We start from the raw sequence: 15,731 nt of genomic DNA on the forward strand, positions 1-15,731 counted from the left end.
TGGACCCCTCGCGGGTGGATGTGAACGTCCACCCCACCAAAATCGAGGTGCGTTTTCGCGATAGCCGGGAGGTACACCAGGCCGTGCGCCACGCGGTCGAAGACACGCTGGCCGCCCCCCGGGCCGCGTCTGCCGACAGTGCAGCTCAAGGGCAAGCGCAGGCGCCTTCATTGCTTGCCCAGCCCGGTGTTTATGTGCCAAATATGCCGGTAGCGCCCATGTACAGTGCGCAACCAGCTATCAAATTTGCAGCAGAAGAGGGCCTGATAGGCCACCGCGTGAACGACATCAGCACACTCTGGCAACGCACCGAAAGCCATAAAGGCTGGGCGGCTGTGGACTCTGCGCAGGTGAAGGGGGAGCCCGCACAGCGGGCGGAGGACACGGAGCAGAGTCCGCAGCCGACCAGCATTCACCGCCCAGAAGACAACGCCCAAGCATGGCCCCTCGGCAGAGCAGTAGCCCAGCTACAAGGCATCTACATCCTGGCCGAAAACGCCCACGGCCTGGTGATCGTGGACATGCACGCCGCCCACGAGCGCATCGTCTACGAGCGGCTCAAGCGCCAGCTCACCCTCACCGCGCCCGACGGCTCGGCGCACCCCCTGGCCAGCCAGCCGCTGCTCATCCCCGCCACCTTCGCCGCCACCCCCGACGAAGTCGCCACCGCCGAGGCCCACACCGCCACCCTGAACACCCTGGGCCTTGAAATTACCCCCTTCTCGCCCAAAACGCTGGCGGTGCGCGCGGTGCCCACCACGCTCGCACAGGGCGACGCGGTCGAGCTGGCCCGAAGCGTGCTGGCAGAGTTGGCCCAGCACGACGCCAGCACCGTCATACAGCGCGCACACAACGAGATTTTGGGCACCATGGCCTGCCACGGCGCGGTGCGCGCCAACCGCAGACTGACCGTGGAAGAGATGAACGCCCTGCTGCGTGACATGGAAGACACCGAGCGCAGTGACCAATGCAACCACGGCCGCCCGACCTGGCGCCAACTCAGCATCAAAGAGCTGGACGCGCTGTTCCTGCGCGGTCGATGAGCCAAATGCCGCCTGCGCCCGCCGCCCTGTGCCTGGCCGGCCCCACCGCTGCGGGCAAGACTGCCGCCGCCATGGCCATTGCAGCCGAGCACGGCGCCGAGATCATCAGCGTGGACTCGGCGCTGGTCTACCGCGGCATGGACATTGGCACCGCCAAGCCCGAGCCGCACGAGCTGGCCGCTGTGCGGCACCATCTCATCAACATCCGCGACCCGCTGGACACCTACAGCGCCGCCGAGTTCGCCAAAGACGCCTGCACGCTGATGGCCGACATCCGCAGCCGCGGCAAACTGCCCCTGCTGGTGGGCGGCACCATGCTGTATTTCAAGGCGCTGTTTGACGGGCTCGACGACATGCCCGCCGCCAGCCCCGCGGTGCGCGCCGCGCTGGAGGCCGAGGCGGCAGCGCTTGGCTGGCCCGCTATGCATGCGCAGCTGGCCGTGGTGGATCCGGTGACTGCGGCGCGCCTGGCGCCTGCCGACAGCCAGCGGATTCAGCGGGCTTTAGAGGTGTACCGCGTCTCGGGCCTCCCGCTGTCGCACTTTCATGCGCAGCAAAGTGCTACGAAAAACGTAGCTTCCGGCGCAGACGCAGCGGGCCAATACCTGCTTTTCTCCCTCGAGCCTGAGGACCGCGCCTGGCTGCACGAGCGCATTGCCCGCCGGTTCGATCTGATGCTGCAAGGCGGCTTTCTGGATGAGGTCCGCACCCTCATGGCCCGTGGCGACCTGCACCCCGATGTGCCCAGCATGCGCTGCGTGGGCTACCGGCAGGCCTGGGAGGCATTGAGCGGCATCTCGCCCATGGCGGAGATGCGCGACAAAGGCATTTTTGCCACCCGCCAGCTCGCCAAGCGCCAGATCACCTGGCTGCGATCCATGCCGCAGCGCCAGGTGGTGGCCTGCGACGCGCCCGGCGCGCTTGACACCCTGCTGCGCGCGGTGCGCAGCGCCCTCGCCACCAAGGCAACACCATGACCCGCCCCGGTCCGACCTCGCCAAACGCTGCCTTGCCTGCCACCCTGCGCATCGAATCTTTGTGCAAGCATTACGGCGCAACGCCGGTGTTCGCCGGGGTCACGCTGGATGTGGCGCCGGGCGAATTTGTGGCCATCGTGGGCGAATCGGGCGTAGGCAAATCGACCCTGCTCAACTGCATGGCCGGCCTGGACCAGTGGGACAGCGGCCGGGTCTGGCTGGCAGGACACGAGGTAGGCGCCCTGAGCGACGACCAGCGAGCGCTGCTGCGGCGCGAGAAGGTGGGCTTTGTGTTTCAGGCGTTTCATGTGCTGCCGCACCTGGATGTGGCGCAAAACGTAGGCCTGCCCCTGCTGCTTCTGGGCCGCAACGAGCCCGAACGGGTGCAGCAACTGCTGGTGGCGGTGGGACTGGGCGGACTGGGCGGGCGGCTGCCGCACCAGCTCAGCGGCGGGCAGCTCCAGCGGGTGGCGATTGCCCGCGCGCTGGTGCACCAGCCTGCCCTGCTGCTGGCCGACGAGCCCACCGGCAACCTCGACCCCCAAACCGCCGCCAAAGTGATGCAGGCGCTGGTGGACCAAACCCGCGAGCACGGTAGCGCGCTGGTGCTGGTGACCCACTCGCTGGCCGCCACCGAGCGCGCCGACCGCGTGCTGCACCTGCGCAGCGACGGGATGTTTGCGGCGGCTTAAGGAGGCCGCTGCCTCTGTCTGCGGCCCGCTACCACAGCTGCCGCAGCACCCCCTCCACCAGCCGGAAGCCGCGCAGGGCCACGGCGCGGGCTTCAGTTTCGTCGTGGGTGACCCAGAGGGTGGCCATTCGGTGTTCGGCGATGTGGGCTTTGAATTCGTCGCGCAGCTGCAGGCGCAGATCGGCGTCCAGCGCAGAGAAGGGCTCATCCAGCAGCAGCGCCCGCGGCCGCGTGATCAGGGCGCGGGCCAGGGCGACGCGCTGCTGCTCGCCGCCTGAGAGCTGCCAGACCCTGGAGCGGGCATAGGCCGCAAGACCAAACCGGGCCAGCATGTCGGCGGCCCGGGCGCGGGCGGCGGCGCGCGGCAGGCGCTGCTCGACCAGCCCGAAGGCCACGTTGTCTTGCACGTCCAGGTGCGGAAACAAGGCAAAGTCTTGGAACATGAGCGCAAAGCCGCGCCGCTCGGGCGGCAGGGCCGAGATGTCCTGGCCGTCCATGCGCACCGTGCCGGCGTCCGCCGGCTCCAGACCCGCGGCAATGCGCAGCAAAGTGCTCTTGCCGCTGCCGCTGGGCCCGAGCAGGGCCACGGTTTCCCCCGCGTCCACCGCCACCGACACGTCTCGCAGCAGCGGCTGGGGGGCTCCGGCAGGCGGCGTCCAGTGTTTGGAGATGTGGATGAATTCAAGCATGGGGCGCGTCCTCGTCGGTGGGCCATTCAATCAGCACAAAGGCCAGCAGAGCCAGCGCCATCAGCACGCAGGCCAGCAGCTGCGCAGCGGCCAGGTTAGCCGCACCGGGCTTGCCCAGGTACTGGTAGATCAGGGTGCTGAGGGTCAGCCATTCGGGGCGCGAAAGGAACAGGCTGACCGCAAATTCGCCCACCGCAGTGGCCGCCGCGAAGGCCATGCCGCGCCGCAGCGCGGGCGCCAGCAGCGGCAGCGTGACCCGGAAAAAGCAGCGCCACGGGCCGGCGCCCAGGCTGCGCGCGGCCTCGGTGTAGTGGGCGGGCAGGCCATCGAGGCGCGCCGCCAGCGACTTGGCCACGAACGGGTAGGCCAACAGCGCGTAAGCTGCCACCAGCAACTCCATGCTGGCGCTGGCCTGCGGGTACAGGAGCAGCAGCCCGAAAGCCACCATGACCGGCGAGACGATGAACGGCAAAAACACCAGCGTGCGCAGCCACATCAGATGCCGCGCCGCCAGCGCGTGCGCCAGGCCCAGGGCGCTCGCCAGCAGCAGGGCCAGAAAGGTGAAGCGGGCGGTATTGTAGAGGGCGAGCAAAGTATCCTCATCGGTCAACACGTTCAGCGCATCCGCTCCTGAATCTATAGCGCCTAGCGCAATAGCCACCAGCGGTGCGGCACAAATAAGCATCCAAACTAGCACCATCGCCAACACCGCCGCCCACTGCAGCGCACCCTGCGGGCGGCGGCGCGGCAGCCGGTCGGCGCGGGCGGGGCCGGCCAGGCGGCGCTCGGCAGCGGCATAGCCCCAGGCCACCAGCGCGGTGAGGGCCAGCATCCAGACCGACAGCACGCCGGCCTGCCCCAGCTGCAGCTCGTGCGCGACCAGGGTGTAGACCTCGACTTCAGCGGTGGCGTAGTCCTGTCCGCCCAGCACCAGGGCCAGACCGAAGCCTGAGAAGCAATACAAAAACACCAGACACAGGGCAGACGCCATCCACGGCGCCAGCGCCGGCCACTCCACCCGCCAGAAGGCGCGCCACGGCGTGGCACCGAGGCTGCGGGCCGCGGCCACCCGGGCTGCGCTGACGCTGCCAAGGCCGTCTACCCCCGCGCGCACCACCACGCACAAGTTAAAGAAGAGATTGCCGTACAGCAGCAGCCAGGGCGTGCCCTGCAGCGCATTCCCCCAGAGCGTGAGCACGCCCAGCGCAGCTACCAGCGTGGGCACCACAAAGGGCAGCATCAGCCCGCGCAGCAAGAGCCTTCGCCCTGCAAACTCCCACCGCGCCAGCACCCAGGCCATCGGCAAGCCCAGCAGCAGCGTGACACCGCAGGTCACCGCAGCCTGCCCCAGCGACCACAGCAAGCGCCCCCGCAGGTAAGCGTCATGCCACGGGGCCCAGAAGCCGGCTGCGCCCCCGCCCTCCCAGGCTTGCGCGCCGCCTTCCACGATCAGGCGCAGCGCTGGCGCCAGCAGCATGAGCACCAGAAACCCCAGCGGCAGGGCCGCCAGCGTCCAGCGTTCTGTGCGGGTCTGGCGCACGGGTGCTTACTTCAGCACCACCTTGGTCCAGCGGGCCAGCCAGTCTGCCCCTTTGGCGGCGATGTCGGCGTCTGCGGGGGCGCTAAAGGCGGCAGGCTCGGGGGCGAACCGGAACGCATCAGACTTGGCCACGCCCGCCTCGGCGGGGAACATCCACATCTCGGTTTGCAGGCCGGCCTGAACGGGACCCGAGCGCATGAAATCCACAAACTTATCGGCCGCAGCGCGCTGCTTGCCGCCCTTCACCACAGCCACGCCTTCGACCTGGCGGAACACCGCACCCGCCAGGCTCAAGGACGCGGTGGGCGGCTCGGACAGCTTGGTCTTGCTGTAGAACAGCTCAGCGGCGGGGCTGCTGGCGTAGCTCACCACGATGGGGTATTTGCCGCCGTTGCGGCTGAAGTCGGTGTAGTAGGCCTCGGTCCAGCCTTTGGAAACCTTCACCCCATTGGCGCGCAGCTTGCCCCAGAACTCAAACGCCTTGTCCTCGCCCAGGGTGGCGATGGTGGAGAGCAGGAAGGCGTAGCCCGGGCTGCTGGTGGCGGGGTTTTGCACGACCAGCAGCTTGGCGTAGGCGCTCTGGGTCAGGTCCTCCAGCGAAGCCGGCGGGGCGAGGCCTTTCTTGGCGAACCAGGCCTTGTCCACATTCAGGGTCACGTAGCCGTAGTCCACCGGCACCAGCGGCGCGGGCAAATCGGCCAGGGGCTCGCGGCCGGCGGCGGCAGCGCCGGTGCTGTCGAGCACGTCAGCGGCCAGCGCCTTGGGGGCAAGAGCGTTGTCGATGCCAAACACCACATCGGCAATCGGGTTGGCCTTGGTCAGGATGAGCTTGTTGAGCATTTCACCGGCGTCGCCGGCCTTGACGATGCGCAGCTTCACGCCGTTCTCTTTTTCAAACTGCTTGAGCAGCGGCTTGGGCACGACGAAGGCGCTGTGGGTCAGCACCCGGAGTTCGGGCGTGGCCGGCTGCGCCGCGATGGGGGCGGTGGCAACACCGGCGCCCAGCAGGGTGGCGACGGCAGCAGTCTTGAGTTTGGAAAAAATCCCGTGTGGCATGGTGCGCTCCTTCTTTCAATGCGCCAGCGGCGGCAGCATCAAAAGCCGGCACCCCGGGGGGATAACAGGCTTCTCACACTCCCTACGCTGGCATGACCCAGATCAGGTGAATGGGGTATTTCTCAGTCCTGTCACGGACACCCCCGGTGGAGCGCGGATTGTAGAGCACACCCGACCGGCGGTTCCCAGCCCGGCCCTGCCCGCCGAAGACCGCACAATCGCGCCATGTCTGACGACACCTCCTCTGCCCCCCGCCGCGAATACTCCAGCAGCGAACACGCCAACAGCGAAGGCGCCCGCCGCTTTGGTGCATCACCGCTGTGGGCGCTGCTTCGCAGCTTTTCGTGGCAAGAGCTGCGCCAGCACCCGTGGCGCAATGCGGCGGCGGTGGTGTCGGTGATGTTGGGAGTGGCGCTGGCGTTTTCGGTGCACCTGATTAACGCCTCGGCGCTGGACGAGTTCTCGCAGGCGGTGCGGTCGGTGGGCGGTCAGCCGGACCTGGAACTGCGCATGGCCAACAGCAATGACGCCGTGCCGCTGGCGCTGTGGGGCCGCCTGCAGCGCGATGCGGAGGTTGCGCTGGCCGCGCCGGTGCTCGAGCTGAACACCTACGCACGGCCGGACGCCCCCCCCGGCGAAAAGCGCGTCCTCCTGCGGGTGCTGGGCATAGACCCGCTGCAGGTGGCGCTGCTGGCGCCCGACCTGATGCCTATACAGGCCGCGCCGCCCGACGACACGCGCCAGCGCGAGCGGCTGGCCATGTTTGCGCCGGATGCGGTCTTCCTGAACCCGCTGGCCCGCCAGGCCCTGGGCGGGGGCCAGAGCGGAGAGCGCCTGCTACTGCAAAACGGGCTGTCGCTGCTCCGCGTGCGGGTGGCGGGGTCGATATCTGCCGGCGGAGCCGCGCTGGCGGTGATGGACATTGCGGCCGCGCAGGACCTGTTTGGCTTGGGCGAGCGCATCACCCGAGTCGACCTGCGGCTGCGCCCGGGCGTGGACCGCCAGGCATTGCAGCAGCGACTGCAAACTGCGGCCGACTGGCCCGCCGGTGCGACGCTGCGCGAGCCGGGTGACGCGGTGGCGCGCATCAGCAACCTGTCGAGGGCCTACCGGGTCAACCTCACGGTGCTGGCGTTGGTGGCTTTGTTTACCGGCGGGTTTTTGGTGTTTTCGGTGCTGGCGCTGAGCGTGTCAAGGCGCGCGCAGCAGTTTGCTTTGCTGGCGGTGCTCGGCCTGACCGGGCGCCAGCGCATGCAGCTGGTGCTGTGTGAGGCCGCAGGGCTGGGAGTATTCGGCAGTGTGCTGGGCCTGCTGTTGGGAACCGGCCTGGCCGCGCTGGCGCTGCGGCTGTTGGGCGGCGATTTAGGCGGCGGTTACTTCAGCGGCGCAGCGCCGGCCCTGCAGTGGAGCGCCTGGGCCGCGCTGGTTTTCGGGGCGCTGGGCACGGCGGCGGCGCTTTTGGGGGCATGGGGGCCTGCCCGCCTCGCAGAAAAACTGCCGCCGGCGCAAACGCTCAAGGGCCTGGGGCAGGCCGGGAGCGGCAGTGTTCAGCTGAGCATGGGGGCTTGCCTGCTGCTGGGCGGGCTGCTGCTGGCCCTGATGCCGCCGGTATGGGACATGCCGCTGGCGGCTTATTTCAGCGTGGCGGCCTTGTTGCTGGGCGGCATCATGAGCCTACCGGCGCTGGTGGGCGCGGTGCTGGACCGGGTGGCGCCCTGGCTGGGGCGCAGCCTGCTGCCGCTGCTGGCGGTGGAGCGGGCCCGCCGCGTGCGCCAGAGCGCGGCCGTGGCGGTGAGCGGCGTGGTGGCGGCGCTGAGCCTGGCGGTCGCGCTGACGGTGATGGTGGCTAGTTTTCGCGGCTCGGTCATGGAGTGGCTGGACCAGGTGCTGCCGGCGGATCTGTATCTGCGCACCGGGGCCGGCAGCGCCCAAGACAGCGCCTACCTCGACCCCGCCTTTGTGCTGGAAGCCGCGAAGCTCCCCGGTGTGGCGCGCGCAAGCACGCAGCGGGTTGTCAGCCTCTCGCTCGACGCGGCCAAGCCTGCGGTGGCTTTGATTGCCCGCCCGCTGCGCGACCCCGACGGGCGGCTCACGGTGCCGCTGGTGGGCGACGCGGTACCGGCGCCCGCGGGCAGCGTGGCGGTGTATGTGAGCGAGGCGGTAGTGGACTTGTATGGCGCGCGGGTGGGCCAGCCGTTTGAGGCGCTGGGCCGTGTTTTGGTGCCAAATAAGCCTCTAAGCCCCGCCGATATTGCGCAGAACGCTTCATTTTTTGTAGCAGGCGTATGGCGCGACTATGGCCGCCAAGGCGGCGCCATCACCATCGACCAGTCGGACTTTGAGCGCCTGCGCGAAGACTCGCGGGTCAACGACATGGCCTTCTGGCTGGCCGAACGGGGGACCGGGGAGGCCGAAGGAAGCAACGTAGCCACTCTGCAAGACCAGATGCGCGCGTTGGCGGACCGCCTGGCCGGCACGCCCGGCGGCGAGGCGGGGCGGCTGCTGGAGTTTGGCTCGGCGCGCGAGATTCGAGCCGTCAGCCTCAAGATTTTTGACCGCAGCTTTGCCGTGACTTACTGGCTGCAGGCGGTGGCCATTGCCATCGGGCTGTTCGGGGTGGCGGCCAGCTTTAGCGCGCAGGTGCTGGCGCGGCGCAAGGAATTCGGCCTGCTGGTGCACCTGGGGCTCACCCGGCGGCAGATTTTGCGGGTGGTCGCGCTGGAAGGCGCAGCCTGGACCACGCTGGGCGCACTCGCCGGCATCGCGCTGGGGCTGGCGGTGTCAGTGGTGCTGGTGCATGTGGTGAACCCGCAGAGCTTTCACTGGACGATGGAGCTCGCCCTGCCCTGGGGCCGCTTGGCCGCATTGGGCGCCGCCGTCATTGCCGCAGGCACGCTCACCGCCTGGATCGCCGGCCGCGCTGCCGCCGGGCGGGATGCGGTGATGGCGGTGAAGGAGGATTGGTGATTCGGGCCCTGAATCGCCGCCAGCTGCTGCTCGCGCCCGCCCTGGCTGCGGCCTTTCCGCCGGCGCATGGGCTTGCGCGCACCACCCTTCAATTTCCGCGCGACGCGGGTAGCCACAACGACTTCCAGACCGAGTGGTGGTATGTCACGGGCTGTGCCCTTGTGCCCGGAGCGACCGGTGCCGGTGGGGCCGCGCAGATGCTGGGGTTTCAGGTGACGTTTTTTCGCAGCCGGATTGCGTCTACCCAGGGCATGCAGTCGCGCCTGGCAGCGCGGCAGTTGCTTTTTGCCCATGCAGCGGCCACGGATGTGGACGGCAAAAAACTCTGGCACGACCAGCGAATTTCCCGCTGGTCCGGCGAAGCGCCGGGCCGCAACCCGGCCGACCTCGCATCCGCGAGCAGCACCGATACCGCCATCACCCTGCGCGACTGGCGCCTCCTGCGCGAAGGGCCCGACTTGCGCGCGCAGATTACCGGCGCAGGCTTCACGCTGGACTTGCGGCTGCAGGCCAGCCAACCCGTTTTGCTCCAAGGAGCGGACGGCCTCTCGCGCAAGGGACCGGAAGAAAAGCAGGCCAGCTATTACTACAGCCTGCCGCAACTGCGGGTGATCGGCAGCATTGCGCTGCAAGGCAAAACGCTCGCCCTACAGAGCGGCAGCACCGCCTGGCTGGACCATGAATGGAGCCAGGAAATGCTGCATCCGCAGGCGGTGGGCTGGGACTGGATCGGCATCAACCTGTTCGATGGCAGCGCGCTCACCGCATTTCAACTACGCGACAAAACCGGCGCTGCTCTCTGGGATGGCGGCTCTTTCCGCAGCGGTGGCGCGGGCGCGGGCGACGGTGCCGTTGCCGGGAAAAATCGCCCCTACATCTTCAGCCGCGGCGAAGTGGTCTTCAAGCCCCTGCGCCGCTGGACCAGCCCGCTCAGCAGAGCCAGCTATCCGGTCGAATGGATGGTGCGCACCCCGGCCGACTTCTACACCGTGAAAGCCATGCTCGACAACCAGGAACTCGATAGCCGCAACTCCACCGGCGCCATCTACTGGGAAGGCCTGTGCGAAGTCTGGGACAGCAACAACCGCCTGGTGGGCCGCGGGTATCTGGAGATGACGGGGTATGCGGGGGCGTTGCAGATGTGAGGCAGAGGTTGCGAGTCGTGCTAGGGGGCGCGTAGTCCATACTTACAGGCCCTCACGCCATCCACACCGCCCCCACATGACAACCTCCGACCGTCCTAAATCCACCAACCCGAAGTCGCTGAGCGGGCTGCTGCCGTTTTTGCGGCCTTACCGCGGGCGTATTGGATTGGCGTTGGTGTTTCTGGTGCTGGCGGCGGCGGCTACGCTGGCTTTTCCGCTGGCGCTGCGCAGTTTGATTGACGGCGGACTGGTGCAATCGGACAAGGGGGCGCAGATGATGGCACTGCGCGATCATTTTGCGGCTTTGTTTGCGGTGGCGGTGGCGTTGGGGCTGTCGTCTGCGGCGCGGTTTTATATGGTGAGCTGGCTGGGCGAGCGGGTCACCGCCGACCTGCGCAATGCGGTGTACAGCCATGTGTTGCAGCAAAGCCCCGAGTTTTTTGAGACCACCCAAACTGGCGAGGTGCTTTCGCGCCTTTCGGCCGATACGACTCTGGTGCAAACCGTGGTGGGTTCGTCTCTTTCTATGGGCCTGCGCAACGCGGTAATGGGCGCTGGCGCGCTGGGCGTGCTGGTGTGGACCAACCCGGTGATGATGCTGCAGGTGCTGGTCGGGCTGGCGCTGATTGTGCTGCCGAGCTTGTGGTTCGGCCGGCGGGTGCGCAAGCTGTCGCGCGCATCGCAAGACCGGGTGGCGGATTCGAGCGCGATTGCGGCCGAGGTGCTGAACGCGATTCCGGTGGTGCAAAGCTATACCGCAGAGGGGCGCGAGACGCAGCGCTTCGTGACCTCGACCGACAACGCCTTTGCCACCGCCGCCAAGCGAAGCCTGATGCGCTCGGTGCTGGTGGCGTTCATCATCATTGCCACCTCGGCGGCCTTGCTGTGGGGCTTGTATCAGGGCACACAGGCGGTGTCGGAAGGCCGCGTGAGCGCCGGGCACCTGGGACAAACGGTGCTCTACGTGATCATCCTCGCGGGGGCTTTTGCGGTGTTGGGCGAGGTGTATGGCGACTTGCTGCGCGCCGCCGGTGCTACCGAGCGCCTGATGGAGTTGCTGGGCACGCAGTCTCCCATCACTTCACCCTCCAATCCGGTCGCAGCGCCCATTCCTGTTGCGGGAAGCGCTATTGAATTTGAAGCAATCAGCTTCCACTACCCTTCCCGCCCCAAGCAGCCTGCGCTGCAAAATTTCAGCCTCAAGGTGCTGGCCGGGCAAACCGTGGCCATCGTGGGGCCCAGCGGTGCGGGCAAGAGCACGGTGTTTCAGTTGCTGCTGCGCTATTACGACGCGCAAAGCGGCAGCATCACGCTCGACGGGGTGAGCACCCGCCAACAATCGCTCTACGCCCTGCGCCAACGGGTGGGCATCGTCCCGCAGGACGCGGTAATTTTCTCAAGTAGCGCCATCGACAACATCCGCTATGGCAAGCCCGAGGCCAGCGACGCCGAGGTGATGGCTGCGGCGCGCGCCGCATTTGCCCACGACTTCATTGAGGCGCTGCCGGAGGGTTACAACACATTTTTGGGCGAACGGGGCGTGCGCCTCTCCGGCGGGCAGCGCCAGCGCATCGCCATCGCCCGCGCGATGCTCAAGAACCCTCCGCTGTTGCTGCTGGACGAAGCCACCAGCGCGCTCGACGCCGAGAGCGAGCGCATGGTGCAGGCAGCGCTGGAAAGCGCCATGCGCGACCGTACAACGCTGGTCATCGCCCACCGCCTGGCTACGGTGCAAAAGGCTGATTTGATTGTGGTGCTGGACCGGGGCGCTCTGGTGGAGCAAGGCACCCACGCTGAGCTGGTTGCGCGTGGCGGCGTATACGCGGGGCTGGCTGCGCTGCAGTTCAACGCCTAACTTTGCGTCGGCAAACGTCGGCAAAACTTTAGGGCAAACCTACGATAAGCGGGGTAAAAACCCCTCTTTTGCAACCTAAAATCTGTTCAACAGATTCAGGAGGCACCGATGGAAGTTTCCCGCAGCCAGAAACCGCTCACCCAAGAGCTCCAAGCACCGCAGCGCAACAAGCCGGCGAACAAAGAGTCCAAGATGGACGAGGCTTTCAAGGAAAAGAAGGCCGAAACGGGCAAGGCATCGGAACCTAAACCGGTGGTGAATGGCCAGAACCAGGTCATCGGCTCACGCCTGAACGTGAGCGCCTGAACGTCCGCGCACGGATTTTCTTCCCACGCCTTTCGCGCCCGAACCGCTTCACATCCCGCCATGGTCACCATCACGGCTACCAACACCGCCACAACAACGCTCCAATCGGCGTTTAACAGCGCGCGTCTGGATCGGACCCGCCGCCAGGCTGACGACGCGCGCGGCGAGATGGCGAGCGCCCAGGAAGAAACCGACCATGCGGAACAATACTTGCAGGACAAGCGTGACAGGCTGCGCAGCAGCGCGACCTACAGTGCGCTGATTGACACCACCTACATCAGCCAGCTGCGCGCCCATCGCTCGGCGGTGGCGCCGGCCACGCAGGAATTTTTGTTGCGCATGTACGCAGCAACATCCGCCAAGTTTGCAGCCACCGGTAATGCGCTGAAGTCGAGCCTGAACGCCCGCCCGTTCATCAACACGCTGGGTCAAGCCACCGGCCGCATCGTCGACCTCACTGCTTGAGGCGCGCAGTCCGGACCACAGCTGACACTCTCCGCAGACTACTGCAGCGGACCTTTGAGATGCTCTGGGAGTGCCAGGGGCATAAGGTCTATGCCCTCTTCGACAAGATCCCGTGCTTCTGTGAGCGTGGTGCGCCCGCGGATGCCGCGGTTTTCTGCTTCGCCGTAATGGATGCGGCGGGCTTCTTCGGCAAAACGGTCGCCCACGTCCACGGTATTAGCCAGCACCGTTTTGGCAATCCGCTCCCAGGCCTGCTGTAGAGCGAGCTGCAGCTCGGTACTTGCCGCCGGCAGTTGGGCAGCCTCCACTGCGGGGCTCCCGGACGCAGAAGTTGCAGGTGCCGTGTCCGGCAGGCGGGGTGGCAAAGCGCCAGACAGATTCAGACGCGGGGCGCTCAGCTTTTTATGGACATGGGCATCGCCGCAGACGGGGCATTGCACCAAAGCCCGCTCGCACTGGGATACAAAGTCGTCCTCCGAGGCGAACCAGCCTTCAAATGTGTGGCCAGCTTCACAGCGCAGATCCAGGACCTTCATTCTGACGCAGGTTCCACGAATAGCTCGACCGCAGGGCCCCATGCGGGCGTCCAGTTACCAGCCATGTAGCTCTGCAGCCAGAGCGCTGCCGCCACCGTCTTGGCGTCGGTGATACGTCCCTGCAAACACCAGGCCACCACCTCTTCGGCCGTGGCGGTGAAGACTTCGAGGAACTCTCCCCGATCGAGTTGTTGAGGGCCGGCAGTCAGGCCGCGCGCGAACCAGACGTCAATAAACTCGGTGGAATAGGCAATGACGGGATGAATGACGCCAGCCCGGACCCACCCACTGGCTTGGTAGCCGGTTTCTTCCCGCAGCTCGCGCTGGGCGCAGAATTGCGTGCCTTCACCGGAGTCGAGTTTCCCCGCAGGAAACTCGACCATCACTTGCGCTACCGGATACCTGAACTGCCGCTCCAGCACCACCCTGAGCGGCTCACCAGGCTCCTCGATAAGGGGCACCACCATGACTGCGCCGGGGTGCACCACGTACTCGCGGGTCGCCGTGCCGCCGTCAGGCAAAGCCACTGTGTCGCAGAGAACTTTAAGGAAACTTCCTCTTGCTAACTCTTCGCTGGAAACACAGGTTTCGCGCAAATGGGCATCGGCGCCCGGGTCAGTCATGGTGCTTTAAGAGGTAGCGGTAGACAAAGCCCGGGAAAGCAAAGGTCAAGAACAGGGTCGCGGTAACAGCGTAGAACTCCCAGCCCTGGGGAGCAATCTGACCTGCATTTTTCTCAAGCAACAGGCCGCATCCACCCACCAGCAGGTACAGCACCAACAGCTCCAGAAGGCGCAATCCCAGCGACTTACCCCGCTGCCCAAACAGGCCGAAGAGTCGCTGCGTTACAAAAGGGAAGTTGGCCGCCGCCAACGCCGCCAGCAACAGAACAAGCACGGATAAAGTAGGCCCGGTCATGTTTTCTACGAGATCAGGTGAGATGGTGTGGCGCGTCGGGCCACCATCAAGTGCCCAGCATCTGGCGCACCGAAGACGCGCACAGCGCCATCAAGCTGCCGGGAGCCAGACCCAGAATCAGCACCAGGGCGCCGTTGATCGACAGCACTACGCGCACGTCTGCGGGGGCGCTGACGGTCGTGGCGGTGATGGGCTCATCAAAGTACATCACCTTGACCAGGCGCAAATAGTAAAACGCACCAATCAAGGACATCAGCACGGCAAACAGCGCCATGCCCAGGTAGACGGGCTGACCCGAGACCACCAAGGCCTGCAGCACCGACAGCTTCGCATAGAAGCCTACCATCGGCGGAATGCCGGCCAACGAGAAGGCGCAGACTGCCATCACCGCGGCATAGAGCGGGCTGCGCTGATTCAGGCCTGCAAAGTCGGAAATTTCTTCGCTCTCAAAGCCTTCGCGCGACAGCAGCAAAATCACACCGAACGTTGCCAGCGTCGTCAACACATAGGTGATGACGTAGAACATGGCTGAGCTGTAGGCATTAGCGGCAAAGGTCACCGCGTCGCCATTGACCACGCCGGACATCAGTCCCAACAGCACAAAGCCCATTTGTGAAATGGTGGAGAAAGCCAGCATGCGCTTGATGTTGGTTTGCGCAATCGCGGCGAGGTTGCCAATCAGCAGCGAACCGATCGAGAGCACCATCAACATCTGTTGCCAGTCGACTGCGAGGGGGCGCATGCCTTCCACCAGCAGCCGGATGCATATGGCGAATGCGGCAAGCTTCGGTGCGCCGCCGATCATCAGCGTCACGGCAGTGGGCGCACCCTGGTAGACATCTGGTACCCACATATGGAAAGGCACCACGCCCAATTTGAAAGCCAGGCCTGCAACGATGAAGACCAGACCGAACACCAACACATCCAGCCGGATTTGCCCGCTGGAGATGGCGTTAAACAGCTGGGTAATGTCGAGCGTGCCGGTGGCGCCGTACATCATGGACATGCCGTAGAGCAGGAAACCGGAGGCCATAGCGCCCAACACAAAATACTTCATCGCAGCTTCGGTGGCAGCCACATGGTCGCGACGCAGAGCAACCAGGGCATAAGCAGCCAGCGTCAACAACTCAAGCCCCATGTAGGTGAGCAAGAGGTTGTTCGACGAAATCATGATGAACATACCTAGGAGCGAGAACATGTTCAGGGTGAACAACTCTCCGCCCCGCATCATGTCGCGGTGACCGGCATAGGGCCGCGCGTACACCAAGGACACCATGACCGCAACGGTTGCAAAGCACTTGAGCCAATTGCCCATGGCGTCGCTGACGACCATATTGCCGAAACCATAGTAAGTGGCCCCCGCCATGGCCCAATTCGCTTGCAGGGCGGCCACCACGGCGAGCGTGAGCATGGTCAAAACGTAGGTGAGGTTGCGCAAGGGCGACTTCACTCCCAGATCGATCAACAGAATGGCGCAGGCCATCACCATCAATACGATCTCAGGGAAGACCGTGATCCAACTGATTGTGTCAATCATCATTCG

General features: G+C 65.9%; 14 protein-coding genes, 1 pseudogene and 1 riboswitch. Of the genes and pseudogenes, 8 read left to right on the top strand and 7 right to left on the bottom strand.

Annotated elements, in window-relative coordinates:
* From Q0O05_RS00955 to Q0O05_RS00965, 3 genes and pseudogenes are all read left to right on the top strand, one after another.
* A pseudogene (locus tag Q0O05_RS00955) lies at positions 1-1,043 on the top strand (hypothetical protein); the annotation flags it as partial.
* Positions 1,040-2,020, top strand: coding sequence for a tRNA (adenosine(37)-N6)-dimethylallyltransferase MiaA (miaA, locus tag Q0O05_RS00960; protein WP_293659908.1), 981 nt, complete (start codon positions 1,040-1,042; stop codon positions 2,018-2,020). The pseudogene Q0O05_RS00955 and the gene miaA, both read left to right, overlap by 4 nt.
* On the top strand, positions 2,017-2,712 hold the full coding sequence (locus Q0O05_RS00965) for an ABC transporter ATP-binding protein (protein ID WP_293659910.1): 696 nt from the start codon (positions 2,017-2,019) through the stop codon (positions 2,710-2,712). Before miaA ends, Q0O05_RS00965 begins: the two co-directional genes overlap by 4 nt.
* A gap of 28 nt (positions 2,713-2,740) precedes the next feature.
* Here the strand turns inward: Q0O05_RS00965 and Q0O05_RS00970 are convergent, their stop codons facing one another.
* From Q0O05_RS00970 to Q0O05_RS00980, 3 genes are read right to left on the bottom strand one after another with little or no spacing between them, the layout of a single operon-like run.
* Positions 2,741-3,400 (bottom strand): ABC transporter ATP-binding protein, encoded by a 660-nt coding sequence (locus tag Q0O05_RS00970; protein ID WP_293659912.1) that lies wholly within the window; start codon positions 3,398-3,400, stop codon positions 2,741-2,743.
* The gene (locus tag Q0O05_RS00975) at positions 3,393-4,940 is read right to left on the bottom strand and encodes an ABC transporter permease subunit (protein ID WP_293659914.1); all 1,548 of its coding nucleotides are present in this window, start codon (positions 4,938-4,940) and stop codon (positions 3,393-3,395) included. The genes Q0O05_RS00970 and Q0O05_RS00975 overlap by 8 nt, the downstream gene beginning before the upstream one ends.
* 6 nt (positions 4,941-4,946) lie before the next feature.
* Complete coding sequence (locus tag Q0O05_RS00980) at positions 4,947-5,996, bottom strand: thiamine ABC transporter substrate-binding protein (protein ID WP_293659915.1); 1,050 nt, start codon at positions 5,994-5,996, stop codon at positions 4,947-4,949.
* Positions 5,997-6,057: 61 nt separating this feature from the next.
* Positions 6,058-6,151: riboswitch (TPP riboswitch) on the bottom strand.
* 163 nt (positions 6,152-6,314) lie between these two features.
* On the opposite strand from Q0O05_RS00980, the gene Q0O05_RS00985 reads away from it, so the two are divergent.
* From Q0O05_RS00985 to Q0O05_RS01005, 5 genes are all read left to right on the top strand, one after another.
* The gene (locus tag Q0O05_RS00985; RefSeq protein ID WP_293660002.1) at positions 6,315-8,963 is read left to right on the top strand and encodes an ABC transporter permease; all 2,649 of its coding nucleotides are present in this window, start codon (positions 6,315-6,317) and stop codon (positions 8,961-8,963) included.
* Positions 8,960-10,108 (top strand): carotenoid 1,2-hydratase, encoded by a 1,149-nt coding sequence (locus Q0O05_RS00990; RefSeq protein WP_293659917.1) that lies wholly within the window; start codon positions 8,960-8,962, stop codon positions 10,106-10,108. The genes Q0O05_RS00985 and Q0O05_RS00990 overlap by 4 nt, the downstream gene beginning before the upstream one ends.
* Positions 10,109-10,184: 76 nt before the next feature.
* Complete coding sequence (locus Q0O05_RS00995; protein WP_293659919.1) at positions 10,185-11,963, top strand: ABC transporter transmembrane domain-containing protein; 1,779 nt, start codon at positions 10,185-10,187, stop codon at positions 11,961-11,963.
* A 108-nt stretch (positions 11,964-12,071) separates the two neighbouring features.
* Positions 12,072-12,269 (top strand): hypothetical protein, encoded by a 198-nt coding sequence (locus Q0O05_RS01000; RefSeq protein ID WP_293659921.1) that lies wholly within the window; start codon positions 12,072-12,074, stop codon positions 12,267-12,269.
* Between the two features lie 60 nt (positions 12,270-12,329).
* On the top strand, positions 12,330-12,734 hold the full coding sequence (locus Q0O05_RS01005) for a hypothetical protein (RefSeq protein WP_293659923.1): 405 nt from the start codon (positions 12,330-12,332) through the stop codon (positions 12,732-12,734).
* A gap of 38 nt (positions 12,735-12,772) precedes the next feature.
* Here Q0O05_RS01005 and Q0O05_RS01010 read toward each other — a convergent pair whose 3' ends face one another.
* Genes Q0O05_RS01010 through nuoN form a run of 4 tightly spaced genes read right to left on the bottom strand, consistent with a single transcriptional unit; the run spans position 12,773 to position 15,725 of the window.
* On the bottom strand, positions 12,773-13,270 hold the full coding sequence (locus tag Q0O05_RS01010; RefSeq protein ID WP_293659925.1) for a DUF1178 family protein: 498 nt from the start codon (positions 13,268-13,270) through the stop codon (positions 12,773-12,775).
* Positions 13,267-13,893: an NUDIX hydrolase gene (locus Q0O05_RS01015; RefSeq protein WP_293659927.1), complete on the bottom strand. Its 627-nt coding sequence runs from the start codon at positions 13,891-13,893 to the stop codon at positions 13,267-13,269. Before Q0O05_RS01015 ends, Q0O05_RS01010 begins: the two co-directional genes overlap by 4 nt.
* Positions 13,886-14,188, bottom strand: a complete 303-nt coding sequence (locus Q0O05_RS01020) for a DUF2818 family protein (RefSeq protein WP_293659929.1) — start codon at positions 14,186-14,188, stop codon at positions 13,886-13,888. Before Q0O05_RS01020 ends, Q0O05_RS01015 begins: the two co-directional genes overlap by 8 nt.
* A gap of 46 nt (positions 14,189-14,234) precedes the next feature.
* A complete protein-coding gene (gene nuoN / locus Q0O05_RS01025; protein ID WP_293659931.1) occupies positions 14,235-15,725 on the bottom strand; it encodes an NADH-quinone oxidoreductase subunit NuoN in 1,491 nt (496 codons plus the stop codon).
* Positions 15,726-15,731 lie beyond the last annotated feature (6 nt).

The organism is Rhodoferax sp. OV413 (genome assembly GCF_945881795.1).
Lineage (GTDB): Bacteria > Pseudomonadota > Gammaproteobacteria > Burkholderiales > Burkholderiaceae_C > Allorhodoferax.